The organism is Asticcacaulis sp. AC402 (assembly GCF_000495835.1).
Taxonomy (GTDB): Bacteria; Pseudomonadota; Alphaproteobacteria; order Caulobacterales; family Caulobacteraceae; genus Asticcacaulis.
The window spans coordinates 59,390-83,466 of the sequence record NZ_AWGC01000001.1; the positions used below are offsets into that span (position 1 = coordinate 59,390).

25 protein-coding genes and 1 tRNA gene are annotated in these 24,077 nt (G+C 60.7%); 15 read left to right on the plus strand and 11 right to left on the minus strand.

The window, feature by feature from the left end; all coding sequences use genetic code 11:
- Nucleotides 1-11: 11 nt before the first annotated feature.
- Nucleotides 12-827 (plus strand): OmpA family protein, encoded by an 816-nt coding sequence (locus ABAC402_RS39010; RefSeq protein WP_023447656.1) that lies wholly within the window; start codon nt 12-14, stop codon nt 825-827.
- A gap of 110 nt (nt 828-937) precedes the next feature.
- Nucleotides 938-1,591 carry a hypothetical protein gene (locus ABAC402_RS39015; protein ID WP_155847258.1) on the plus strand — a complete coding sequence of 218 codons (654 nt, stop codon included), beginning with the start codon at nt 938-940 and terminating at the stop codon, nt 1,589-1,591.
- 289 nt (nt 1,592-1,880) lie between these two features.
- Here ABAC402_RS39015 and ilvD read toward each other — a convergent pair whose 3' ends face one another.
- The 3 genes from ilvD to ABAC402_RS21490 form a co-directional block, all read right to left on the minus strand.
- Nucleotides 1,881-3,746 (minus strand): dihydroxy-acid dehydratase, encoded by a 1,866-nt coding sequence (ilvD, locus tag ABAC402_RS21480; RefSeq protein WP_023447659.1) that lies wholly within the window; start codon nt 3,744-3,746, stop codon nt 1,881-1,883.
- Nucleotides 3,747-3,846: 100 nt separating this feature from the next.
- Nucleotides 3,847-4,455 (minus strand): hypothetical protein, encoded by a 609-nt coding sequence (locus tag ABAC402_RS21485; RefSeq protein ID WP_023447660.1) that lies wholly within the window; start codon nt 4,453-4,455, stop codon nt 3,847-3,849.
- A 53-nt stretch (nt 4,456-4,508) separates the two neighbouring features.
- A complete protein-coding gene (locus ABAC402_RS21490; RefSeq protein ID WP_023447661.1) occupies nt 4,509-5,489 on the minus strand; it encodes an esterase family protein in 981 nt (326 codons plus the stop codon).
- A gap of 347 nt (nt 5,490-5,836) precedes the next feature.
- Here ABAC402_RS21490 and ABAC402_RS40015 point away from each other — a divergent pair, with 347 nt between their 5' ends.
- From ABAC402_RS40015 to leuB, 9 genes are all read left to right on the plus strand, one after another.
- A complete protein-coding gene (locus ABAC402_RS40015) occupies nt 5,837-5,986 on the plus strand; it encodes a hypothetical protein (RefSeq protein WP_155847259.1) in 150 nt (49 codons plus the stop codon).
- A gap of 122 nt (nt 5,987-6,108) precedes the next feature.
- A complete protein-coding gene (locus ABAC402_RS21500) occupies nt 6,109-6,684 on the plus strand; it encodes a dihydroxy-acid dehydratase (protein ID WP_023447663.1) in 576 nt (191 codons plus the stop codon).
- 32 nt (nt 6,685-6,716) lie between these two features.
- Complete coding sequence (ilvC, locus tag ABAC402_RS21505) at nt 6,717-7,724, plus strand: ketol-acid reductoisomerase (RefSeq protein ID WP_023447664.1); 1,008 nt, start codon at nt 6,717-6,719, stop codon at nt 7,722-7,724.
- A 110-nt stretch (nt 7,725-7,834) separates the two neighbouring features.
- On the plus strand, nt 7,835-9,520 hold the full coding sequence (gene ilvG / locus ABAC402_RS21510) for an acetolactate synthase 2 catalytic subunit (protein WP_023447665.1): 1,686 nt from the start codon (nt 7,835-7,837) through the stop codon (nt 9,518-9,520).
- Nucleotides 9,498-9,785: an ACT domain-containing protein gene (locus ABAC402_RS21515; RefSeq protein ID WP_023447666.1), complete on the plus strand. Its 288-nt coding sequence runs from the start codon at nt 9,498-9,500 to the stop codon at nt 9,783-9,785. The genes ilvG and ABAC402_RS21515 overlap by 23 nt, the downstream gene beginning before the upstream one ends.
- Nucleotides 9,786-9,981: 196 nt before the next feature.
- The gene (locus tag ABAC402_RS21520) at nt 9,982-10,926 is read left to right on the plus strand and encodes a branched-chain amino acid transaminase (RefSeq protein WP_023447667.1); all 945 of its coding nucleotides are present in this window, start codon (nt 9,982-9,984) and stop codon (nt 10,924-10,926) included.
- Between the two features lie 166 nt (nt 10,927-11,092).
- Nucleotides 11,093-12,505, plus strand: coding sequence for a 3-isopropylmalate dehydratase large subunit (leuC, locus tag ABAC402_RS21525; RefSeq protein WP_023447668.1), 1,413 nt, complete (start codon nt 11,093-11,095; stop codon nt 12,503-12,505).
- A complete protein-coding gene (gene leuD / locus ABAC402_RS21530; protein WP_023447669.1) occupies nt 12,506-13,096 on the plus strand; it encodes a 3-isopropylmalate dehydratase small subunit in 591 nt (196 codons plus the stop codon).
- Nucleotides 13,096-14,163 (plus strand): 3-isopropylmalate dehydrogenase, encoded by a 1,068-nt coding sequence (gene leuB, locus ABAC402_RS21535; protein WP_023447670.1) that lies wholly within the window; start codon nt 13,096-13,098, stop codon nt 14,161-14,163. Before leuD ends, leuB begins: the two co-directional genes overlap by 1 nt.
- Before the next feature lie 203 nt (nt 14,164-14,366).
- Here leuB and ABAC402_RS21540 read toward each other — a convergent pair whose 3' ends face one another.
- Nucleotides 14,367-14,633, minus strand: coding sequence for a DUF167 family protein (locus ABAC402_RS21540; protein WP_023447671.1), 267 nt, complete (start codon nt 14,631-14,633; stop codon nt 14,367-14,369).
- Nucleotides 14,630-14,938, minus strand: coding sequence for a YggT family protein (locus ABAC402_RS21545; protein WP_023447672.1), 309 nt, complete (start codon nt 14,936-14,938; stop codon nt 14,630-14,632). Before ABAC402_RS21545 ends, ABAC402_RS21540 begins: the two co-directional genes overlap by 4 nt.
- A 121-nt stretch (nt 14,939-15,059) precedes the next feature.
- Here ABAC402_RS21545 and ABAC402_RS21550 point away from each other — a divergent pair.
- Nucleotides 15,060-15,135, plus strand: a tRNA-Ala gene (locus ABAC402_RS21550).
- A gap of 109 nt (nt 15,136-15,244) precedes the next feature.
- Nucleotides 15,245-16,573, plus strand: a complete 1,329-nt coding sequence (locus ABAC402_RS21555; protein WP_023447673.1) for an MFS transporter — start codon at nt 15,245-15,247, stop codon at nt 16,571-16,573.
- A gap of 100 nt (nt 16,574-16,673) precedes the next feature.
- Here ABAC402_RS21555 and ABAC402_RS21560 read toward each other — a convergent pair whose 3' ends face one another.
- The 5 genes from ABAC402_RS21560 to cysK form a co-directional block, all read right to left on the minus strand.
- Nucleotides 16,674-17,075, minus strand: coding sequence for a GFA family protein (locus ABAC402_RS21560; RefSeq protein ID WP_023447674.1), 402 nt, complete (start codon nt 17,073-17,075; stop codon nt 16,674-16,676).
- 89 nt (nt 17,076-17,164) lie between these two features.
- Nucleotides 17,165-17,650 carry a PAS domain-containing protein gene (locus ABAC402_RS21565; protein ID WP_040409751.1) on the minus strand — a complete coding sequence of 162 codons (486 nt, stop codon included), beginning with the start codon at nt 17,648-17,650 and terminating at the stop codon, nt 17,165-17,167.
- A gap of 355 nt (nt 17,651-18,005) precedes the next feature.
- Nucleotides 18,006-18,437 (minus strand): MucR family transcriptional regulator, encoded by a 432-nt coding sequence (locus tag ABAC402_RS21570; RefSeq protein WP_023447676.1) that lies wholly within the window; start codon nt 18,435-18,437, stop codon nt 18,006-18,008.
- Nucleotides 18,438-18,700: 263 nt separating this feature from the next.
- On the minus strand, nt 18,701-20,002 hold the full coding sequence (locus ABAC402_RS21575; protein WP_023447677.1) for a DUF2336 domain-containing protein: 1,302 nt from the start codon (nt 20,000-20,002) through the stop codon (nt 18,701-18,703).
- A gap of 66 nt (nt 20,003-20,068) precedes the next feature.
- Entirely contained in the window at nt 20,069-21,061 is a 993-nt protein-coding gene (gene cysK, locus ABAC402_RS21580) for a cysteine synthase A (RefSeq protein WP_023447678.1), read from the minus strand.
- A gap of 272 nt (nt 21,062-21,333) precedes the next feature.
- Between cysK and chpT the strand changes: the two genes are divergently transcribed.
- Nucleotides 21,334-22,056 (plus strand): histidine phosphotransferase ChpT, encoded by a 723-nt coding sequence (gene chpT, locus ABAC402_RS21585; RefSeq protein ID WP_023447679.1) that lies wholly within the window; start codon nt 21,334-21,336, stop codon nt 22,054-22,056.
- Nucleotides 22,057-22,273: 217 nt separating this feature from the next.
- On the opposite strand, the gene ABAC402_RS21590 is transcribed toward chpT, so the two are convergent.
- Nucleotides 22,274-23,290: a glycosyl hydrolase 53 family protein gene (locus tag ABAC402_RS21590; RefSeq protein ID WP_023447680.1), complete on the minus strand. Its 1,017-nt coding sequence runs from the start codon at nt 23,288-23,290 to the stop codon at nt 22,274-22,276.
- Nucleotides 23,291-23,475: 185 nt separating this feature from the next.
- On the opposite strand from ABAC402_RS21590, the gene ABAC402_RS21595 reads away from it, so the two are divergent.
- Nucleotides 23,476-24,066: a GDSL-type esterase/lipase family protein gene (locus tag ABAC402_RS21595; protein WP_023447681.1), complete on the plus strand. Its 591-nt coding sequence runs from the start codon at nt 23,476-23,478 to the stop codon at nt 24,064-24,066.
- The last annotated feature ends 11 nt before the right edge of the window (nt 24,067-24,077 follow it).

Consider the following 24,077-nt stretch of genomic DNA (forward strand, 5'->3'; position numbering starts at 1 on the left):
AGATTCAAATCATGAAGAAGAACATGATCCATATCGCCGGGTGGGCGGCTTTGCTGGTCGTGGGCGCAATCGCCCTGACCACGACCAAGTCAGCCACCGAAACCGGTCTGACGCGTGAAGCCCAGGCAAAACTGGTGCAGGTTGGTGTCACCGGTGTGACCGTGACGGCATCGGGCCAGGAACTGGTGCTCAATGGCACGCCCGATAAGATCGCCGCCGCTCAGGCAGCGTTGAAGCCCGACGGCTTCTGGACAGGCCCGGTCACGGCCGTGCGCACCACAGCAATTGCGGCGGCCAGCCCGTCGGGTGCCAGCGAAAGCGCCAGTTCGACACAAAGCGCCAGTGCAACACTCAGCGTCAGTTCAAGTTCCGTGTCGACATCGTCGGCTTCGGCGTCATCGGCGACCGCAACAGTTGCAGCGACAGAAACCGCCCAGCCGCTCAGTCGCGCCGGCCAGCGCTGTCAGGACCGGATCAATGCCGTGGTCGCCCGCAGCGGCATCCGTTACAGGTTCAACGCCTATGAACTGACGCCCCAGGGCGAACGGACGATGCGCGAGGTCTATCGCGCACTGCAAAGTTGCCCCGCTGACGTTAAGCTGACGATCACCGGTTATACCGACAATGTCGGCGCCGACGAGGTCAATAGGTCCCTGTCGGCCGGCCGCGCTGTCGACGCCATGAACGCCCTCACCGCCGCAGGCTGGCCCGACGAAAAGGTCGCGGCCATTGGCGCTGGCAGCGCCGATCCGGTGGAGAGCAATGCCACCGCCGCTGGACGCAAAAAGAACCGCCGCGTCGTCTTTACCCTCAGTTCCGCGAGTTAAGCCATGCTATATCTGATCTCCGAACTGCGCTGGTGGCTGCTGCTCGCTCTTGTCCTGGGCGTCGCTGTCGAATACGCCGCCCGTCGCTACGGCAAATAGGAGGAAGCGCCTTGTCGATGCTGCTTAAATCCGCCGCCCTGTTGATCATCGCCTTCCTGATCGGGCGCGGCATTGGTTACCTGTTGACCCGCCAGGCGCGCAAGACCGCCGAAAAGCCGAAGCCGCTTCTGCTGGAAGACGAACTGCCGCCGCCCGCTGCTGAGTCCATCCTGCCGCCGGGCGAGGTCGAACTGATGCCGCTCGAGGCAAACTACGTGACCCTACCGGCGACTTCCGCGCCGGTCACGACCGTGGTCCCCAAGACGCGCAAGCCCAGGCCGGAACCCGAGGTCATTGCCAAGGCCCGCGCCGCCGCCAAACCGGCAGCCCGCAAAGCGGAACCCTCCCCGGCTGTCTCTCCCCTTGCGGCCATGACCCCGGACCAGGTCGAGGCCGCCATTGCCGCGGCCGGCGCGCCCTTGGAACCCGCTCGCTTGAAGGTCGCCGACAAGGGCAAGCCCGATCCGCTGCTGGACATCGTCGGCATTGGTCCGGTCAATGAGGTGCAGCTTCACGCCCTGGGTATCTATCACTTCCGCCAGATTGCTGCCTGGACGCCCGAGAACATCAAGTGGGTATCGGAGCGCATCAAGTTCCCTGGTCGGATAGTGCGCGAAAACTGGATGAAACAGGCTGCCGAGTTTGAGGCTGCGAAAAAGGGATAAGGCGTGTTACAAAAGATCGGCGCCTCGATAACGATGGCAAGCTTTCTTCTGGCCGCATCCGCAGCTTTATAGCGCAATCCGATGTAGTGGAAGCCACCTTATCGGATTGCGCTCTAAGGGTGAAACCCAGCTTGCCGTGAAAACGGATGACGACGTTAGGGAACTTCTGAACAATCGCGTTTCGATCGAATACTGTTTTGAAGACCGCCCACGCGACTGCTGGGAAAAGCGCCAGAATCATTGAGGTTGAGAGGGCGGAAAAACCGGTACGGCTTCCGCGACCAGTAACCTACTTCCTAAGTTGCCCCAGGTCGCGCACAGCGCCGGTGTCGGCCGAGGTAACCAGCGCGGCATAGGCCTGCAAGGCCGCCGAGACCACGCGGTCGCGGTTGTGGGGCGTATAGGCATCCGGGCCGCGGGCCTCTTCCTCGGCACGGCGTTGGGCGATTTCGGATTCGGAGATGGCCAGTTGGATCGAGCGCTTGGGGATATCGATCTCGATGCGGTCGCCTTCGCGGACCAGGGCGATCAGGCCGCCCGAGGCCGCTTCCGGCGAGGCATGGCCGATCGACAGGCCCGAGGTCCCGCCCGAGAACCGGCCGTCGGTCAACAGGGCGCAGGCTTTCCCTAAGCCCTTCGATTTCAGATAGGTCGTCGGGTACAGCATTTCCTGCATACCCGGGCCGCCTTTGGGACCTTCGTAATGGATGACGACGACGTCGCCTTCGACGATCTTGTTGTTCAGGATGGCCACGGTGGCCTCGTCCTGGGATTCGAAGACGCGCGCCGTGCCGTTGAACTGCCAGATCGATTCATCGACCCCGGCCGTCTTAACGATACAACCGTTTTCAGCGATGTTGCCGTACAGTACGGCCAAGCCACCGTCCTTGGTAAAGGCGTGTTCCTTGGAACGGATCACCCCGCCGATCCGGTCGCGGTCCAGCTCGTCCCAGCGGCGGTCCTGCGAGAAGGCCTGGGTGGTGCGCACGCCGCCCGGCGCCGCCTTGAAGAATTCGGTGACCTCTTCGTCATTGGTCTGGCGGATGTCCCAGTAGCTGAGAGCATGGGCGAGGGATGGCGAATGGACGGTCTTCGATTGGGTGTGCAGCATGCCACCGCGCGCAAGTTCGCCCAGGATTCCCATGATACCGCCAGCGCGGTGGACGTCTTCGACATGGACATCGGAGGCTGCCGGGGCAACCTTGCAAAGGCAGGGCGTGACGCGCGAAATCCGGTCGATATCGGCCATGGTGAAGTCGACGCCGGCCTCCTGAGCCGCCGCCAGGATATGCAGAACGGTGTTGGTCGAACCGCCCATGGCAACGTCCAAAGCCATGGCGTTCTCAAAGGCTTCCTTGGTGGCGATGCTGCGCGGCAGAACCGAGGCATCGTCCTTTTCGTAATAGCGCCTGGTGATGTCGACGATCAGCCGGCCAGCCTGTTCGAAGAGGCGCTTGCGGTCGGCGTGGGTGGCCAGGGTGGTGCCGTTGCCGGGCAGGCTCAGGCCCAGGGCCTCGGTCAGGCAGTTCATCGAATTGGCGGTGAACATGCCCGAGCACGAACCGCAGGTCGGACAGGCGGCTTCTTCGACGGCCTTGACCTGCGCATCGGAAATACGGTCATCGCCGGCCTGGATCATGGCGTCGATCAGGTCGAGCGAATGGGTCTTTTCGACGCCGTTCTCGTCGGCCCACACCACCTTGCCGGCCTCCATGGGCCCACCCGAGACGAAAACGACCGGAATATTGATGCGCATGGCCGCCATCAGCATGCCCGGCGTGATCTTGTCGCAGTTGGAGATGCAGACCATGGCGTCAGCGCAGTGGGCGTTGACCATATATTCGACGCTGTCGGCGATCAGGTCGCGCGACGGCAGCGAATAGAGCATGCCGCCGTGGCCCATGGCGATGCCGTCATCGACGGCGATGGTGTTGAATTCCTTGGCGACGCCCCCTGAGGCTTCGATCTCACGTGCTACCAACTGGCCGAGGTCTTTCAGGTGGACGTGGCCCGGCACGAACTGGGTGAAGCTGTTGACGACCGCGATAATCGGCTTGGAGAAATCGGCGTCGGTCATACCTGTCGCCCGCCAGAGCGCCCGCGCGCCCGCCATGTTGCGGCCGAAGGTGGTGGTGCGGGAACGATAGGCGGGCATGATGGTTACCTGTGAAAATACTTGGCGCGACAGGGGTTTGGGTTGTTGCCCTATATAGTCCCGCAGGCTCGTATGGCAATCACGGAATGCGCGGCAAATCTCAATTGGGTTTCATGCCGGACAGATACAAGGCGTTGACGCGAAACTGGATCTTGGCCTTGTCCGAGCACAAAGACTCGTAAGGCCGATCCTCCTTTACGAAAGCCTTCTCACCATTCCTCAATATGAAGACGTGGGACATGCCCGGTTTGTTGTTCGGGTTAACGGGTTGGCAGAACCATTCGCTCCAGAAAACCAGTCCCTCTTTTTCGCGAAGAAAGCCGTCCCATTCGTGCTCGGACCACTGCTCGCTTTCCGCCAGCAGCCGGCCGGAGGGGTCGAGAACATAGACGTAGGAGGATGACCAGTCGACACAGTCGTGCTGGTTGGTCGTTATGACGATCTCATCCTTAGTGCGGGCGATCTTGGCCGTATTGATGGAATTTCCCCAAGGCTGCGAGCCCTTCTCCGATACGGTCTGGCCGTTCACCTTGAGATGTGCCACGGCAGGCAGCTCGATCGACAACCCGCCGATCTCGGCCGAATAGCTGGACACCGGAAAGGACCAACCACACATGTCTTCTTCGTCGGACATCTCATCGGCATAAGATACCGCCGGCAGGCTCGCCATCAAAAACGCACCGAGAAAGCTTACCAGCTTCAGTTTCATAGTCCCCTCCTCTTACCCTTGCGCAGCCTATACCAGCCGCGCTGCGGCCGCAATCATGGCTTGGCGCAACACGCCTTCTCCGTCGTTCCCGCCATCCAGCGCAGGATATCCGGCATCAGCGCGCCGCCGTGCTGATCGGAGTGGCCGCCGTCGCCCCAGACATACTGCAATTCATACCGCGCCGGCCCGAGATTGCTTTGGTCAGCATTGGCATTAGCCCATTCCAGCGACTTGACCATCTGCTGGTTGGCCAGGAACCAACTGCCATGTTCGTTGTCGAGGTCGTTGGAACCATCCTGGAAAAAAATACGGATTGGCCGGATCTTCGATTTTCGGATCAAACCTGGATAGGTGTCGCCGCCGAAACGCGCCGGCTGGTCGCCCGCGGCCGGGCGGTAAGCGATGGAGGTGTAGGAGCCGACAATCGAAATGACATTGCTGAACGCGTCGGGGCGGTTCCACGCCACCGTGAAGGCCGCGATAGCGCCCGAGGAGGTGCCGCCAATGATGCGTCGCCGCGGATCATGACTAAACGTGTAGGTCTTGGCGACTTCCGGCAACAGTTCCTCAAGCAGCATGCGCGTATAAGTGTCGTCCAGCACGTCGTATTCTTCGGCGCGGTGGTCAGGGTTCGACATGCCCAGATTGTCGGGATAGTGCTCGCTCAGGTTCCCGGGCGTGACAAAAACGCCCAAGGTCGGCGCAATATCGCCCTTGGCGATGAGACTATCGAGCACGATTGGCAGGCGCAGGGAACCGTTGGGGTGTGTGGCGCGCTGGCCATCCTGGAAGACCAGCAGGCTGGGCGGGGTGTTCGGGTCGTAACCCACCGGGACATAGACCCAGTAACGCCGCACCGTGCCGGCGATTATCCTGGAATGGAATTCATAAGGCCCCAGCAGTTGCCCCTTCTGCACGCCAGGCTGTTCCACAGAGTCGGGCGTATGGGCGTAGTCTCCCGGCTTGCGCGGTGCATCAGCCAGGGCAGGTGAAGATAGAGCCAGCAAGGCGGCGGCCAGCAGGATACGGAACATGGTCTCTTCCCTTTGTGAGTTCGGTGACTCTTGGTCAAACCTTTAACATAGTGTGCACCGCGGCGTCGTCTGGAAACCCGTGGTGCCGTTTGGTTTCAGCCGCGAGCGCCTTGTCGTCGGGGCAAAATCGTTTCTGATTCTCGGGTAACGTGGCTGCTTTTTAAGGGTTTAAGACCGCTATCACGAAAATGTATTTCGGAAAATGGCGTTTTGCAGGTAAATTGTTTTGCTGCGACGCCGTTATTTGCCAGATTGTCGAAAAAATTTTCCAGATTTTCTTTGCTTTTTTGGCTGCGCTAGGCTTATATGGGGTCAACGCACCCGTTTGGGGCTGCGCAGGAGTATCTTTGACCATGGCCAAGGCCATTGCCATTGCGAAGAACCGGACGCAGGAGCTAACCGCTCTGGCTGTTTCTTTCGTCGTGGCTGTCATCGTATTCGACCTGGTATCGCTCCTTATTGGGGGCGTACTAAGCCCCCTGTCATCGGAGTGGTAGCGAAAGGTTCCGCCTAACGCTTTCAAGAGGATAAGACATCCTCCCGCTCCTTCAAAAGAGCGGGATTTTTAATACGCGCCTGTCAGTAACGTAACCCACGAGTTCCATCCGGAAGATTTGATATGACCCAGTTCACGCAAATCCATTGCCAGACCGCTACGACTGCCTCTGCGGGCTTTGCCATTCTTCATGGCTCGCTCGCTCCGGAAGGCTGTGTCGTAAAACTGGACGGGTTCACGGTGGACGTATTCGACGGTCCGGCGCGCGTTTTCGGTTCGACCAGGGATGCTCTGGACGGTATCGCCCGCGGCAGGATCCGCGCCTGCGACATTGTTATCATCCGACAGGACGGCAGCGAGATCACCGCCGCCGGCCTGCAGTCGGTCGCTGACGCTCTGGAAGACGCCGATATCGAGCGTGTCACCGTCCTCACCGATGCGCGGACCACGGGCAGCGAGTCCGGCGCCATCATCGGTCAGGTCGCACCGGGTGCTCAGGCGCGCGGTCCGATCGCCTACGTTAATGACGACGACATCATCCACATCGACATTGCCGCTCGCCGCATCGACGTCTTCGCCGACATCGACCTGCGCCGTGCCACCAAGGCGCAAAAGCCCGGCAAGATCACCTTCGGCGCCGGTGCGCTGGAAAAATACGCCCGCATGGTCACCTCGGTGACGAATGATGGCTTACTCTAAACCCCTGACGTAAAAAGACTACGGAGACCATTGTGAAGATCTATACGAATGACGACGTTTCGCCCGATGCCTTCAAGGGCGAACGCATCGCCATCATTGGTTACGGCTCGCAGGGCCGCGCCCACGCCTCGAACCTGAAGGATTCCGGCGCCGATGTCGTGGTCGGCCTGCGTGCCGGCGGCGCCGGCGAGGTCAAGGCCAAGCAGGACGGCCACACCGTTCTCTCCGTCGCCGACGCCTGCAAGGATGCGACCATCATCGCCATCCTGACCCCGGACATGACCCATGCCGACCTTTACAAAGACGTTATCGAGCCCAACGCCCCCAAGGGCGTCGCCATCCTGTTCGCCCACGGCTTCTCGGTCCTGTACGGTCGCGTCATTCCGCGCGCCGACATGGATGTGATCCTGGTCGCCCCGAAGGGCCCGGGTGATCTGGTGCGTCGTGAATACCAGCGCGGCCGCGGCGTGCCTTCGCTGTTCGCGGTTGACCGCGACATGTCCGGCAAGGCCTCGACCAAGGCCCTGGGCTATGCCCGCGGCATCGGCGGCACCGTCGGCGGCGTCATCGAGACGACCTTCAAGGAAGAAACTGAAACCGACCTGTTCGGCGAACAGGCTGTCCTGTGCGGTGGTACCACCGAACTGGTCCTGATGGGTTTCGAAACCCTGGTCGAGGCCGGCTACCGTCCCGAAATCGCCTATTTCGAATGCCTGCACGAGCTGAAGCTGATCGTCGATCTGCTGTACGAAGGCGGTTTCGAAAAGATGCACAGCTTCGTGTCGGAAACCTGCAAGTACGGCGACCTGATCTCTGGCCCGCGCATCATCAACGAAGAAACCCGCGAGCGCATGCGCGAAGTGCTCAACGATATCCAGTCGGGCGATTTCGCCCGCGACTGGATCCTCGAAAACATGGCCGGCCGGCCGCGCTACAACGCTCTGATGCGCCAGGACCTGGAGCACCAGATCGAAACCGTCGGCAAGGACCTGCGTTCGCGCATGACCTGGCTGCAAAGCAAGCAAACGGTTGATGCATAGTACTACGAAGAGGTGGAGGTAGCGTCCGAGACCGTGACGCCCCCTCCGCCGCCATTCGGCGGCACCTCCCCCGCAAGCAGGGGAGGATAATAACTTTTGAGTTTAGAACGATGAGCAACGAACCTACCGGAGCACAACTGGTGATCTCGACGCTGAAGGCGTTGGGAGTCGAGACCCTGTTCGGATATCCCGGCGGGGCCATCATGCCGATCTATGACGCCCTTGCCGGCTCCGGCCTGAAGCATATCCTGGTGCGCCACGAACAGGGTGCAGCCTTCGCGGCCGACGCCTATGCCCGCGCTACGGGCAGGGTCGGAGTCTGCATGGCCACCTCGGGGCCCGGCGCGACCAACCTGATTACCGGCATCGCCAACGCCTATATGGACAGTGTGCCCCTGGTGTGCATTACCGGCCAGGTTTCAACCCATCTGATGGGTACCGACGGGTTCCAGGAAGTCGATATTCTGGGCATCTGCCTGCCGATTGTGAAGCATTCCTGGCTGGTCCGCGACCCCGCCGACATTCCCCGTATCCTGGCGGAAGCCTTCGCCATCGCCTCCGAAGGCCGCGCCGGCCCGGTCCTGGTCGATATCCCCAAGGATGTGGCCGCCACCAGGGTCGGCGCCTCGTCCATGGCGACCTTCCCGACCTGGACACCGCCTGTCCCTGACACCAATGCGCTTCGCGCCGCCGAAAAGCTGATCGAATCCGCCAGGAAGCCTTTGTTCTACGCTGGCGCCGGCATTGAGATGGCCGGCGCCTCGCCAGCCTTCCTCGACCTGGTCAAGCGCACCGGCATCCCGGTTGTCACCACGCTGAAGGGTATCGGCGTCGTTCCGACCACGGAAGACCTGTGTCTGGGCATGTTGGGCATGCACGGCACGCGCGCCGGCAATACGGCCGTCCAGGAGGCCGATCTGCTGATCGCGCTCGGTGCCCGTTTCGACGACCGCGCCACCGGAAAACTCAACGCTTTCGCGCCCAATGCCAAGATCATCCATGCCGATATTGACCCGGCCGAGATCAACAAGCTGCGCAAGGCCGACGTCGCCATTGTCGGCAACCTGAAAACCGCCATCGAGAACCTCAATCCCAAGGTTGAGGGCATTCAAAAGTGGGTTGAGAAGTGCAAGGCCGACAAATGGGAGCACCGCTTCCGCTACAATGCGCCAGGCAAGGGCGTCTATGCCCCGGCCCTGCTGAAGCTGCTGTCGGAAAAGGCCGGTGACAAGTTCATCGCCGCCTGCGATGTCGGCCAGCACCAGATGTGGGTCGCCCAGCACTGCGAGTTTTCCAACGGCCGCGCCCACCTGACCTCAGGTGGATCCGGCGCCATGGGTTATGGCCTGCCGGCCGGGGTCGGCGCCAAGCTGGCCAAGCCCGACCACCATGTTGTCACCATCTCCGGCGACGGATCGTTCATGATGAACATCCAGGAGATGGCGACGCTGAACCGATACAACATCCCGCTGAAGATCGTCCTGCTTGACAATTCGTCGCTGGGCCTGGTCCGGCAGTGGCAGGAGCTGTTCTACCAGGAGAACTACTCAGAGATCGACCTGTCGGACAATCCCGATTTTGTCCAGGTCGCCAAGGCGTTCGGGATCGATGCCTTCCGCATCACCCACCGCCACGAAGTCGAGGGTGCCGTCGACCGGCTGCTGGCCGCCGAAGGGCCAACCCTTTTGCATGTTTTGGTCGATCCGCGCGAAAACGTCTGGCCTCTGGTTCCGCCGGGCGCTTCGAACGCAGAAATGATGGAGGAGCGTTGGGATGAGCCACTTGATTCATATTGAGCTGGATCGTCTCGAAGGGTCGCTGTTGCGCGTCCTGGGCCTGATTGAGCGGCGAGGTTTCCATCTCGACCAGTTGGAACTTTACGATCTCGGTGAGAAGCGCGGACTGTCGGTGACGTTGCGTCCGCGCGACAATTCCCGTAGTCCTGACCAACTGGGCCTGCAGATCGACCGTCTGTACGGCATAACGCGCCTTTCCGCCGATCCTCGGGTTGCGGCGCCGGCGCTGGACGATGCCCGGACCAAAAAAGAGATGCGCGCATGAAGGACGCGGGTCTCTCAGCCTTATCGAAATTCAAAGGAGAGGTTTATCGGGGCCGTGGTCGCGGCCCCGGCTCGGTAGGGGCACGATTGCGCGTCGTATGCGACGGCTTTAAAAAATCCGTCTTTCTGGCGCCCGCGGAAGGGCGTAAGAGGACGGTTCCAGTCGAAACCATTCCGATTAAGATTGCTGAGATAACATGACCAAACTCGCCGACAAAATCTGGTTTAACGGCCAGATCATCAACTGGGAAGACGCCCAGATCCACGTCATGACACATGCCCTGCATTACGGCACGTCCGTTTTCGAGGGCATCCGCTGCTATGATACGCCCAATGGCCCGGTGGGCTTTCGCCTGGGCGACCACCTGCGAAGGCTGGAGGATTCCGCCCGCATCTACGGTATCAAGATCCCCTTCGCTCTCGACGACATGATTGCGGCGTCGAAGCAGATCATCGTCGCCAACAACCTGAAGAGCGCCTACTGGCGTCCGATCGCCTTCCTGGGTGAATGCGGCATGGGCGTGACCCCCAAGGCCGACAGAGTCAAGGTCGACCTGGCCATCGCCGCCTTCCCGTGGGGTGCCTACCTCGGCGAAGAAGGCCTGGCCAAGGGCGTAGATGTCTGCATCTCGTCGTGGAATCGCGCGGCGCCGAACACCATTCCGGTCCTGGCCAAGGCGGGCGGCAACTACCTGTCGTCCTACCTGATCGGCAAGGAAGCGCGCGACCGCGGCTATGTCGAAGGCATCGGCCTGGGCGTCAACGGGCTGATTTCCGAAGGTGCCGGCGAAAACCTGTTCGTCATGATGAACGGCAAGATCTACACCCCACCGGTGGCGGCGTCGATCCTGGGCGGCATCACGCGTGATTCCGTCATCCGCCTGGCCAAGGCCGACGGTCTGGAGGTTCTGGAGCAGGACCTGCCGCGCGAAATTTTGTATCTCGCCGACGAAATCTTCATGACCGGCACGGCGGCGGAAATCACCCCGATCCGCAGCGTCGACGACATTCCGACCCGCGTCGGCGGACCGGGCAAGATCACCAAGCGGTTGCAGACCCTGTTCCATGGTCTGTTTAACGGCACCACCGAAGACCGTTTCGGCTGGCTCGACCCCATCGAGTCGACCGTTCCGGCCGAGTAAGTAAGACATCCCTTTGCCCTCCCTGCGTGCGGGGAGGGGGGACCGCGAAGCGGTGGGAGGGGCTTTACCGTCAGCGGAAAAGCCCCTTCCGTCTCATTGCTTCGCAATGATCCACCTCCCCCGTAAACAGGGGAGGCAAAGGTTTAGCAAACCAAGAGATTGTACGATGACCGCGAAATCGTTGTTTGAAAAAGTGTGGGATGCCCACGTCGTAGAACCGGAAGGGGCCGACAAGCCCGCCGTTCTCTATATCGACCTGCATCTCGTCCACGAAGTGACCTCCCCCCAGGCCTTCTCCGAGTTGGATGTCCGCGGGCTGAAGGTGCGCCGGCCCGACCGGACCTTCGCCACGCTGGATCACTCGATTCCAACCCTGCGCCCCGACGCCGAGGGCAACCGCCCCTACGTCACCGCCCAGGCCAAGAAGCAGGTCGAAACGCTGGAAGCCAACGCCGCCAGCCATGGCCTGCGCCTGTTCGGTTATGACGCCGAAAACCGCGGCGTCGTTCACGTCATCGGGCCGGAAATGGGCCTGACCCAGCCAGGCTTTACCGTCGTCTGCGGCGACAGCCACACCTCGACCCACGGCGCCTTCGGCTGCATCGCGTTTGGCATTGGTACCTCGGAAGTCGGCCACGTCCTGGCCACGCAATGCCTGGCCCAGCGCAAGCCCAGGACCATGCGTGTTACCGTCGACGGCAAGCTCCAGCCTGGCGTCACCGGCAAGGACGTCGCCCTGACGGTTATCGCCACGCTTGGTTTTTCCGGCGGCACCGGCTACGCGCTGGAATATGCCGGCGACGTCATCCGCGATCTCGACATGGAAGGCCGCATGACGGTTTGCAACCTGTCGATCGAAGCCGGCGCCCGCTGCGGCATGATCGCCCCCGACCACAAGACGGTCGACTGGCTGCGCGGCCGGCAATATGTGCCGCAAGGTGACGCTTACGAAGAAGCCGCCAAGGGCTGGCTGGCCCTGGCGTCCGACGAAGGCGCCGTCTTCGACAAGGAAATCCGCATCGATGGCTCGACCATCGAACCCATGGCTACCTGGGGCACCTCTCCAGACCAGGGTGCTGCCATCGTCCGTGGTGTGCCGATCGCCGATAACGAAGACCAGGAACGCGCCCTGAAATATATGGGCTTTACCGGTGGTGAAGCGCGCGAAGTCGAAAAGGTCGATGTCGTCTTCATCGGCTCGTGCACCAATGGCCGCATGTCAGACCTGCGCGCCGCGGCGGCCATAATGAAGGGCCGCAAGGTCGCGCCGGGCGTCCGCGCCCTGGTCGTTCCGGGTTCGGAATGGGTCCGCCTGGAGGCCGAAGCGGAAGGCCTGCACGAAATCTTCCTCGAAGCCGGGGCCGAATGGCGCCTGCCGGGCTGTTCGATGTGCATCGCCATGAACGGCGACTTCGTCTCGCCCGGTCAACTGGCCGTATCGACCTCCAACCGCAATTTCGAAGGCCGTCAGGGTCCGGGTTCGCGCACGGTTTTGGCGTCACCGGCCACCGCCGCGGCGTCAGCCGTCGCCGGTCACGTTGCCGACCCCCGTCAATTCATGGCGCTCGAGGAGGCCTAAATGTCCAACCAGGAACCCATCCACAGCTTTTCGTCGCGCATCCTCGTGTTGCCGGAAGCCAATATCGACACCGACCAGATCATCCCGGCGCGCTTTCTGACGACCACCACCAAGGTCGGTCTCGGCAAGGTCGCCTTCAACGACTGGCGCTACCATGCCGATGGTTCGAACAAGCCGCATATCCTGAACGAGATCGACCCGACCGAGCATCGCGTCCTGGTCGGGGGCAACAATTTCGGCTGCGGCTCGTCGCGCGAACACGCCCCATGGGCGCTGATGGACTATGGCTTTCAGGCCGTGATCTCGACCGAGATCGCCGACATCTTCAAGTCGAACTGCCTGAAGAACGGCCTGCTGCCAGTCGTGGTCAGCAAGGACGTTCACGACAAGCTGCTGGCCAACCCGCAGCAGCGCGTCACCATCGACCTGCAAAACAACGCCCTGACCCTGGAAGATGGCACGCTTATCACCTTCGAGGTCGAGGCCTTCGCGCGCCAGTGCCTGCTGGAAGGCGTCGATGCTATGGGCTGGTTGCTGAAGCGCCTGCCCGACATCGAAAAGTTTGAACACTCCCACGGAAAGGCTGCGTAATGGCTTCCTTCAATATCGTCGTCCTCCCCGGTGACGGCATCGGTCCTGAAGTCGCGGCCGCCGGCGTCCAGGCGCTGAAGACCATCGGCGATGTGTTCGGCCATAGCTTCTCTTTCGAGGAAAAGCGGATCGGCGGCATAGCCATCGACACAGACAACAATCCGTACCCGGAAGATACCGATCGTGCCTGCCTGGCGGCGGATGCTGTGCTGCTGGGCGCTGTTGGCGGCCCCAAGTGGGATCTCGGCAAGATGCGTCCGGAGCAGGGCTTGCTGGCCGTGCGCAAATCAATGGGCCTGTTCGCCAACCTGCGTCCGATGGACGTCAAGGCCTCCCAGGTCCACCGTTCGCCGCTGCGCGCCGAAGTGGTCCAGGGGGCCGATCTTTTGATCGTCCGTGAACTGACGGGTGGCCTTTATTTCGGCAGGCAGACCCGCACCGAGACAACGGCCACCGACGAATGCGTCTACACGGTCGCCGAGGTCGAGCGTGTCGCCCGCGTCGCCTTCGACGCCGCCCGCAAGCGCCGCAACAAGGTGACCTCGGTCGACAAGGCCAATGTCATCGAGACCTCGCGCCTGTGGCGTGAGACGGTGATCCGCCTGCACAAAGAAGACTATTCCGACGTCGAACTGGAGCACGCCCTGGTTGATTCTATGGCCATGCACCTGGTCACCCGCCCGACCAAGTTCGATGTGATTGTCACCGAAAACATGTTCGGCGACATTCTGTCGGACCTGGCTTCGGTCCTGCCGGGCTCCATCGGCTTGCTGGGCTCGGCCTCGCTGGGCGCCACGGGCAAGGGCCTGTACGAACCGATCCACGGTTCGGCGCCGGATATCGCCGGCAAGGACCTGGCCAATCCGGTCGGCACCCTGAAGTCGGTGGCCATGATGCTGCGCTTCTCGCTGAACCTCATCAAGGAAGCCGATGCGCTGGACGCGGCGATCGATGCCGTCGTCGAAAGCGGCTTCGTGACGCGCGACATCGGCGGCACGGCTTCGGGTTCGGCGGTTGCCAGGGCCATTACGGACAAGATTCGCGAGACAGCGTTGACGGCGGCATAGGCGCGTAATTGAGACCACCTCGCAAAGGTGACAACTGGCCCCGTTGGCTTCGGCTTGCGGGGCCGATTTTTTATGCCTGAGGCGCCGAACCGAGGATCACACTCCCTTCGCGGCTTCGCGCCTTCGCGTGAACCTTCTTTCAAGGGTGAGCGGTCGCAAACCATCAAGAAAGTAATTTCACGCGAAGGCGCGAAGACGCGAAGCTACAGGCGTTCCAACAGGTCGGCTTCGGTGAGGCCGTCGATCTCGATCTGCTTGAGGCGGGACGTATCTCCCGCCACCAATGACAGCCGGGATTTGGCCACGCCCAGGGCCTTGGCCAGAAAGGCGATCAAAGCCGTATTGGCGCGACCTTCGATGGGTGCAGCGCGGACCCGCACTTTCAGAAAACGCCGTCCCTGCCCGTCCACGCCCCAGCCGTCGATGGCGTCCGTCGCTGCCTTGGGCGTCAGACGGACCGCCAGCCTCAACTCCCGACCAAAGCCATCAGATTTTGCTGGGCCAGCGGCAGCAGGAACAGTTGAAGTCCCTTGATCACGGCGAAACACAGGATAAAGCTGATGTCAAAACCACCGATGGGCGGCACCAGGCGCCGGAAGGGTTCCAGGATCGGCGCGGTGAAGCGATCGAGTGCTTCAACAATGCGGTAAACGGTCGGATTGCGGGTATTGATGACGTTGAAAGCGATCAGCCAGCTCAGGATGGCGGAGATGATCAGCATCCAGATGATGAAGCTCAAGACGAAGTCCAGAACAAAGAAAATAAAGCCGATCATACCTAGCCTTCCAGAATGGCGTGAACGTGGAATATAGGGGATTCCCCGCTACGTACAAGTCAACGCGACGCTTGACACACCGCAATCTTGGCTTAAAAAAGCTGCTCCTTGCGGAAGGCATGGGGCTATAGCTCAGTTGGTAGAGCGCCTCGTTCGCAATGAGGAGGCCAGCGGTTCGAATCCGCTTAGCTCCACCAAGCCTTCCCTGGACCTCAGCCTGATCGAATTTGAAGTAGTCGCGCACGTGACTTGACTTCATGCGGGACCACCTTAGCTTCGCGGTTCATAGCAACCTGGGCAATAGCGATGAAGGCCTTCCACCACCTGCTCGGCAACAATCTGGTGGCCAGTATTACCAATTTCACCGTCTGGTTCGCTATCACCTTCTGGATCATCCTCCAGACGCGGTCGGTCTTTGCCACAGGGATGATCGCCGGCATCTACCTGGTCTTTACCGCCGGGTTCGGCCTGTGGTTCGGCAGTCTGGTCGACCATCACCTCAAGAAGACGGTCATGCTGGGCTCCAGTCTGGCTTCCGCCGTCTTCTACGTGCTGGCCCTGGGTTTCCTGCTGATATCGCCAGCGGAGGTGTTTAAAAATCCCTATGGCTATCAACTCTGGATCTTCGTCCTGCTGACCATGCTGGGGGTGATTGCCGGCAATATCCGGGCGATCGCCCTGCCGACCGTTGTCACCCTCCTCGTGCCCGAAGACCGCCGCGACAAGGCCAATGGCCTGGTCGGCATGGTGGGGGGGCTCGGCTTTCTTGTCACCTCCGGCATCAGCGGACTGCTGGTCGCCAAGGGGGGCATGGCGGGAACCCTGGTCTTCGCCCTGGCGTTCACGACCCTGGCCTTTGCCCATCTGATGTCCGTCAAGGTCGGCGAAACCCGCGCCGAGATGCCGCTGGGCGAACCGGAGGCGCCAAGGAGGATCGATATCAAGGGCACCATTGCGGTAGTTGCCGCCGTGCCCGGTCTCTTTGCGCTGATCTTCTTCGCCACGTTCAACAACTTTCTGGGCGGCATCTTCATGGCGCTGCTGGATGCCTACGGAATGTCGATGGTGAACGAAGTCGTCTGGGGCTTCACCTTCATGGTGGTGTCGACCGGGTTTATCATCAGCGGTCTCCTCATTTCGAGGGTTGGCCTTGGCAGGAAGCCGCTGCGAACCCTTTTGACCGTCAACCTGATCGCCTGGGTGACCTGCTGTGTCTTTACGCTGCAGCAATCCTTTTGGCTGCTGGCCGCGGGCTGCTTTGTGTGGATGCTCGTAAGCCCGTGGGCCGAGGCCGCTGAACAGACGACCCTGCAAAAGGTCGTGCCTCTGGAGCGTCAGGGGCGGGTGTTCGGTTTCGCCCAGTCGCTGGAACAGTCGGCGTCGCCGATCACCGCCTTCCTGTTCGGGCCGCTGACCCAGTTCGTCTTTATCCCGTTCATGACCGACGGCTGGGGCGCGCAGACCATTGGTGACTGGTTCGGCACCGGTCCGGCGCGTGGTACGGCTCTGGTCTTCACCCTGGCCGGGATTATCGGGGTTATCGTGACCGTGCTGGCCTTCCGGTCAAAATCTTATCGCAACCTGTCGGCAGCCTATGCCAAGGCACCTTCCGACGGCGCTGCACCCGCCCGTTGACAGCGCGTCGGCAGGCTCGGTCGCAACGCAACATCAGGCTGGCGGCAGGCTTCATGCAATGGCCAGCCCTCCGACGACAGCGGGATGCGTTTTGATGGACTCAAAACCAAAGGTCACGCACGCAGCGCCCTTTGGAAGGCAGGTCTTCGAAACTGTCCAGGCCATCGAAATGGTCGATCGGCAAATCGTGAACGCGTTCCGGCGGCGCAAGCCGAAGATTGACAGCTAAACGCCGGCGGCCATCTTCCTCAAGTCTCAAGCCGCGCCAACTCAGGACACAGGCGCAGGACGGGCAGAACTGGATTTCAAGCGATGGCGTGTCCTTGCCAACGCGGGTATAAGAGGCCGTCTGCCCGGCAACCGCGATGCGCCCGTCCTCAAAATCATAGGCCCACAGGGCGCCATACCGGCGGCAGAGCGTACAGTTGCAGGCCGTGATCGAGCCTGGATCGCCCGTGAGCGTCCAACCTGCCTTGCCGCAATGACAGGAACCCGTCAGCATGATGTCAATCCTGTTGTTCCTTCAACCGCGCCATCCTGCCTGCGTCATCCGAAAACCGCAAGGGCGCCGTACGCCGGTCAGGGGTGGTTTCAAGACGCCGAGCGGACCCCCGACTGCATCATGTCGATCTTGCCGATCAGGGCGTCGTGGCCCAGGATCATGTCGACATTGACGCCATCACTGGCCAGAGGCAGACGCAGCCAGAACAGGCTTAAGCCCTTGGCACCGCGCCAGGCCATGGAATGCAGGCCAACATTGGGTTTTCTCTGTTCGACAACAAAGGTCAGGGCCTCAGCCCAGTAGTCTGCCTCCGGCGCCGTGTAGATGCCATCCAGCGTCTTGCCGGTGATCTCGCCGCCATAGGCGGAGAACAGGTCGGTGCCGGCCAGACGCTGGCGGAAACTGTTGGCCAGGTTGTCAGGATGAGGTTCCAGTACGTCGATCAGGCTAATGGTCGGCAAGCGGCGTTTGATCGCGGCCGGATCGAGATCGGCCCGCGCCGGCAACCGGCCGCGTTGCCGCAAACTCTTCCAGTACCGAAAGATGTCTTCGTGCGAGCGCAGACCCGCCAACATTTCGGAAGCCAAACCCGCCATCACGAAAAGAACATGCGCCCCTTACTTCTAAAAACTCAATGCGGACGTGTTCGCAAATGAGAACAACGTGTGAACACTTCAAGTTTGACTTTAAAAATGGCTCTCGCCCGCGCGAATCACCTGAATTCACCTTCTCTTAACTGGTGAATCCTTGGCAAGCGAAAAAGGGTTAACGGCGCCTTGTTCCGGCCGCGATTGCTTGTGGAACAAAGAAAAAACCCCGCGCTTTCAAGGCGCGAGGTTTTGACGAACGTGGGGAAGAAATTCGCGTTTCAAGGCACATGCTTTAGGTTGCGCGCTACAGAATTTCCCCTTTTGGGCAGATTGCCAAAGCTTACTTGGCGCCGCGAGTCGTTTTGCGCGTAACCTGGCGGCCGCCCTGACCCAGCCCCATCTGCTTGGCCAGGTCCGAACGTGCCTTGGCGTAGTTTGGAGCGACCATCGGATAATCCTTGGGCAGGTTCCACTTGGCGCGATAGTCTTCCGGGCTCATGCCGTACTTGGTCCGCAGGTGACGCTTCAGCGACTTGAACTTGCGGCCATCTTCGAGGCAGATAATAAAGTCGTTGGAAATCGACTTCTTGACCGAAACGGCTGGTTCTTTCGGCGCTTCGACCTTGGTTTCTTCACCGGAAGAAATGGAGTTCAAAGCCTGATACACACTTAGAATCAGGGTGGGCAGTTCACTTGCGGGAACTGAATTATTGCCGACAAACGCGGAAACGATATCCGCCGTCATGTCCAAGGTATCGGTTTTGTTTTCCATTACACTAATCCTATCAAAATCATGCGCTTTACCTAAGCTAGAGATACCAATTATTCAAGTCAAAAAGTTAAAAAAAATGCACTACATTTGATGATGGCACCAGAGTTACTTGCCTCGCTCTAAATGAGCGAATCCCGGGTGTAAATCTCAGGCGAGAATAACGCAGTTGTAAAAATCAGGCCGACTGAAGGCGACGCCTTACGGTCAACAGGTCTATGCCAGGGCGTTGTTTAAATATTTGCGACAAGACCGAACCGGCCTGCTCAGGTCTTCAAATCCTGCGCGAAAGCCAGCATGGCCGCGCGTTGCGGGACGCTCATGCCTTCCAGGTCAATCTCTTCGCCGCTCGACAAGGCGCGCAGCATGACGTGGGTCAGGGCGGAGGACAGCGACCAGTTCCAATAGCGCAGAACTGTCTGGGCCCGATCGACGGCCAGAACATCATAGGTGATCAGCACTTCGGTCAGGTGCGGATGAGTGGCGCCATCAGGCCCTTTCATCGGGCGACGCAGGGCCTTCCACAGGGCACGCAGGGCACGTTTTGACAGCCCGGTCGCCTTGCACAGGACAGCCAGCCCCTCGCCGCCACGGTCTCGCAGCAACTTGGCGCCGGTCGAGGGCTTGATCCCGGAGAGGTAGGATATTTCCTCCGCCATCTTGCGTGTCATACCCTGGGTGGCAGCATCAGCAATAGCCGCTTCCAGCGACTTGTATGGGCTCTTCTTGAGTGCCTCCCGGTTGCGCTGGCGCCGCTCTATGAACTGCAAGGCCTTGCGAGATGTCGCGTCCTGCCATTTTTCTTCGGCAGCCATGGCAAAGACGTCTGCGGCCATATCTTGCATGACATCGCGGTTGACGCCGAAGCGGCTGAGGATCTGACGGCGAATATCGGATTCGGCCCACCAGAACAGGATATAGGCCGAAGACGGCCGCAACTCCGGCCGCTTCATGATCAGCGGGATCAGCGACGGTTCGTTCTGGCTCATCGCTACGACGGTTTCGATCGCTGTCTGGGACAGGGTCGACTTGACATTGCGCAGCAGTACCTCGGTCACGGCCAGGCTTTCGGTATTGACCAAGGTCTCGGAGACAATGCTCGACAGATTCTTGCGACTGGCCAACAGCAGGCGGTGGGCGGTCTTGCCATGACGGGCGGCGTAAAACAGGTCGCCGTCATTGAGCGCATCACAGTTTTCGATCAACGGCCGCGCGACTTCGATATCGTCGATGACAAGCAGTCGGACCAGCGAGTTGGGCACCTCGGCCAGGATGGCCAGACGGCGCGACACCCGGGCGCGGTCCGCGACCTCGGCCTCACGCAGCATCTCGACCAGGAGGTCGGCCGTGACAGCACGCTCAAAGGCGTTGATACGTGATTCGGGCAGGCAGACAACGTCGGCCAGACGGCGCATCAGGACGTGTCGGGCCTGAAATTTCGGTTGCTCGTCTCGCACAACCGGACCGGTATCATCGGTTACGGCTGGGCTGTCGCCCTCGCTGAACGGGGCGTTGTCGGAACGGGACGGCCTGGCTGCACTCGACATGCGGCTATGATGACCCATCATCCGTTAATCTTTGGTGTAGACCCAAGTATCGGAAAAGCGGGCGCTTTTTCGCGCCCGCTCCGTCAATTACAGACCGTCGAACAGGGCGGTCGACAGGTAGCGTTCGGCGAACGATGGGATGATGGCGACAATGGTCTTGCCGGCATATTCGTCCTGGGCCGCCAGGCGGAAAGCGACTTCCAGCGCGGCCCCGGAAGAGATTCCGACCGGCAGGCCTTCGATTTTTGCCGACTTGCGCGCCATGGCAAACGCCGCGTCGTTCGACACGGTTTCAACGCTGTCGATGACGCTGCGGTCGAGGATGTCCGGCACAAATCCGGCACCGATGCCCTGGATCTTGTGCGGGCCGGGTTCGCCGCCCGACAGGATGGGCGAGGCTTCCGGTTCGACCGCGATCATCTCAATGGAGGCTTTTTTCTTCTTCAGCGCATGACCGATGCCAGTGATGGAGCCACCGGTGCCGACGCCCGAAATGACGACATCGACAGCACCGTCGGTGTCATTCCAGATTTCCTGGGCGGTCGAAATCTCGTGAATGAAGGGATTGGATTCGTTCTGGAACTGCTGCGGCATGACCGCGCCGGGATTCTCGGCCAGCAGTTCCTGCGCCCGGTTGACGGCGCCGCGCATGCCCTTTTCGGCCGGGGTCAGTTCCAGCCTGGCGCCCAGCAGGATCAGCATTTTGCGGCGCTCGATCGACATCGATTCCGGCATGACCAGGATCAGCTTATAACCTTTGGCGGCGGCGACAAACGCCAGGGCTATGCCGGTATTGCCGGAGGTCGGCTCGACGATGGTGCCGCCGGGGTGCAACAGTCCCTTTTGTTCCAGCGACTCGATCATGGCGATGCCGATACGGTCCTTGACCGAGGCCATCGGGTTGAAAAATTCGAGCTTGGCCAGGACGGTGGCCTTGGCGCCATAGGCCTCCGACAGGCGCGGCAGGCGGATCAGCGGCGTGTCGCCCATGGTGTCGAGGATGGAATCGAATATCTTGCCGCGACCAGTGCGGGAAAACCGAGCGGCGGTAGGATTGGTCTGGGGGTTGTCGGCGGCCATGTGTGTCTCCGGAAAGAAGGGAATTTATTTTGCCTCATGTTTAACCAGAAAGCGCCTCAGGAGGTTTCTGGCCACTTTTTGGCACGAGACTTGGTTACGGGCTGAACAAAATGTTAACAGGCCCAGATGCGTTCCTTGGCGCTCATTAACCAGTCGTTAAGGACTTCTTTAGACATGTTAGCGCCTGTTGGCTTTGCAGTTAAGGCAAATCACCTCACATTTGTTGTGAGTAAATCTAACGAATACCGCGCGGCGCCGCCCAAGGAGTGCTTATGGACGACTATACCCCCCACCTGAGCCCCGAGCCGGTCGATGCCGCATCGCACGAGGCTAAGCCCGAGGTGGTCGAGCCTGGCGTGCCGGAGCTGACCTCGCACGACCTGGCGACGCAGATGGTGGCCAAGCTTTGCCACGACTTTATCTCGCCGGCCGGCGCGATCATGTCGGGCCTCGATCTGCTGGAAGACCCGTCCGCCCAGGACATGCGCCAGGAGGCGCTGAACCTGATCGCGGCCTCGGCCAAGAAGATGGTGACCCTGGTCCATTTCGCCCGCGTCGCCTTTGGCGCATCGAACTCAGCCGAAGCCTTTTCCGGTCATCAGCTAAACAAGATCCTCAGCGACGTCTTTTCGACCATGCGGGCGCAACTCGACTTTGCCATTGACGGCAATATCATCTTCCCCAAGCCGGCCGCGCGCGCCCTCCTCAATCTTGGCCTGCTGGCCGGAAATTCCCTGCCGACCGGCGGCACGGCGCGGTTGGAAGCCAGCTTCAGCGACGACGGCATTCGCCTGACGGCCGAAGCCCGCGGTCCGCGCGCGCGCCTGAAGGCAGAGGCCATAGAAGGCCTGACGGGCCAGGTCCTGAGCGACGGCCTGTCAGGTCAGTGGATCCAACCGCACTGGCTCTACGCCACGGTGCAGGAGGCCAAGGGCAAGCTGGCGTATCGCGCGGATACCGATGCGCTGTTCTTTGATATTTCGCTGCCGGCTTAGCCTTTTATCTATACCTCCCCGATCGAAGATTGGGGAGTGGGACCGTTCGGACGAAACGGAGCCAAAGGCGGAGTGAGTGAGGTGCGGTGGTGGGGTGACTTTCTTTCGAAAACGCCCGTGACTATGATTCCGACAGCAAGTCGCCCCACCACCGCAGCGCTTCGCTTGCCCCCCCCCGTCCCACGCGAAGAGCGCGGGGGGGGGGGGGGGGGTATAATCAATGGTCAAACCCATCCATCGCTGCGGTAAACTGCCCCTTGGCGTTCATGGCGCCCAGGGCATAGCGGTTCCATTTCGGATGGGTAGCTGGCTTCCACCAGAACACGCCTAGTCCCAAGGCCCCCAGCGCCTGGTTACGCCGGATGACATCGGCCAGCATCTCGCGCGCAGCCGTCGGCTCGTCGTAACGGTAACCGATCTCCACCACCATCACCGGTTTCCCATAGGTCCCGGTCAGTTCGATCATCGTGTCGGACAGTTTCGGGCTTTCGACCAGCCAGTCCTTCGACGGCGTATAGGCCGGATAGTAGGACAGGCCGATGATGTCCATCTTGCCGCCAGCCTGGCTAAAACCCGCGAACCACCACCGCGCCTTCTTCGTATCCCAGCCGTTGTCGATATGGATCACCGCCGCCGCATCAGGATAGACCACCTTGGTGGCATCATAGCCAGCATTGGTAAAGGCAGCGATGTTGGCGAAGTTGTCGGTCTTGCCCTCTGGCCACAACAGGCCGTTGGTAATCTCATTGCCCGGCTGGACCCAGGCAACATTGATGCCATTGGCTTTCAAATAGCAAAGAATTTCAAAGGTATGAGCGTAAACGGCCTGGCTTAGTTGTTCGGGTGAGTAATTGGCCCAGGCGGCGGGTTTGACCTGCTTGCCGGGGTCGGCCCAATTGTCGCTGTAGTGGAAGTCGATCATGATGCGCTGGCCCAGGGCCTGAGCGCGTTTGGCCTTGGCCAGGGTGTCTTCCTTGCCGTTCCAGCCCTTCTCCGGATTGACCCAGACGCGCAGGCGCACCGAGTCGATGTGGTGTTCCCGGAGTAGCACGAACAGGTCAGTTGGCTTACCCGAGCGGCTATGGAAGGTAATGCCCTCCGCCTCCTGCTGGGTCGCCCAGCCAATATCAGCGCCGTAAGCATAACCGGGCGCGACGGGCACGCTCCAGTTTTGCGCGGACACCGGACCGGCGAAAATCAACATCATCAGGGTCGTAAGAAGTTTGACGCGCATGGGAACCTCCTGCCATTAGAGCGGGATGAGTTTTGAGGGACTCAAAACCCTGCTCTACGTTTTTGTTTTGTCGCGCAATTTTTCCGAAAACGGGAGCGCCCGTGCGGTGGCGTCCACTTTATCGGATTGCGCTCTGTTAAATGAGATGCACCGCAGCAACTTTTCCGCGGGCCAGGAGACACCTAATGCACGCGGCTGGCAAGATACGGATCGTTTTCGTCGGCGATTCGATTACCGAATGGTGGCAGGACACGTCCTACTGGGCTGAAAGCTTTGCGGCGCAAAGCCTGAACTTGGGGATAGCCGGCGATCGCACCGAAGACGTGCTGTGGCGGCTACAGGACCGCAATCGCGGCGGACTGGGGCAGTTGGCCGATCCCGATATCCAGCCAGACGTAATCACCTTGATGATCGGCACCAACCATCTGTGGGATGAGGGCCGCGATGCCGCCGACACGATTGTCGCCGGCCAGATGGCGGTGATCACACGTCTGCGCAGCCTGCGACCACAGGCGCATATCCTGGTGCATTGCGTACTGCCAACAGGCGATGCAGCGCTGAACCGGACCATGGTCGAACCCCTCAACCGCCGTCTGGCCGAAGCGGTTTCCCGTCTTGCGGGGATGAGCTTCCTTGATCTCTATCCCGATTTTGTCGACGTCGACGGCCGCGGCCCGCGCCATCTGTTTCCAGATGGCGTCCACCTCAGCGAAGAGGGTTATCGGCTCTGGCGCGACCTTTTGCTACCGGAACTTGAGAGGCTGAAATTGCCCTAAAATCCGTCTCC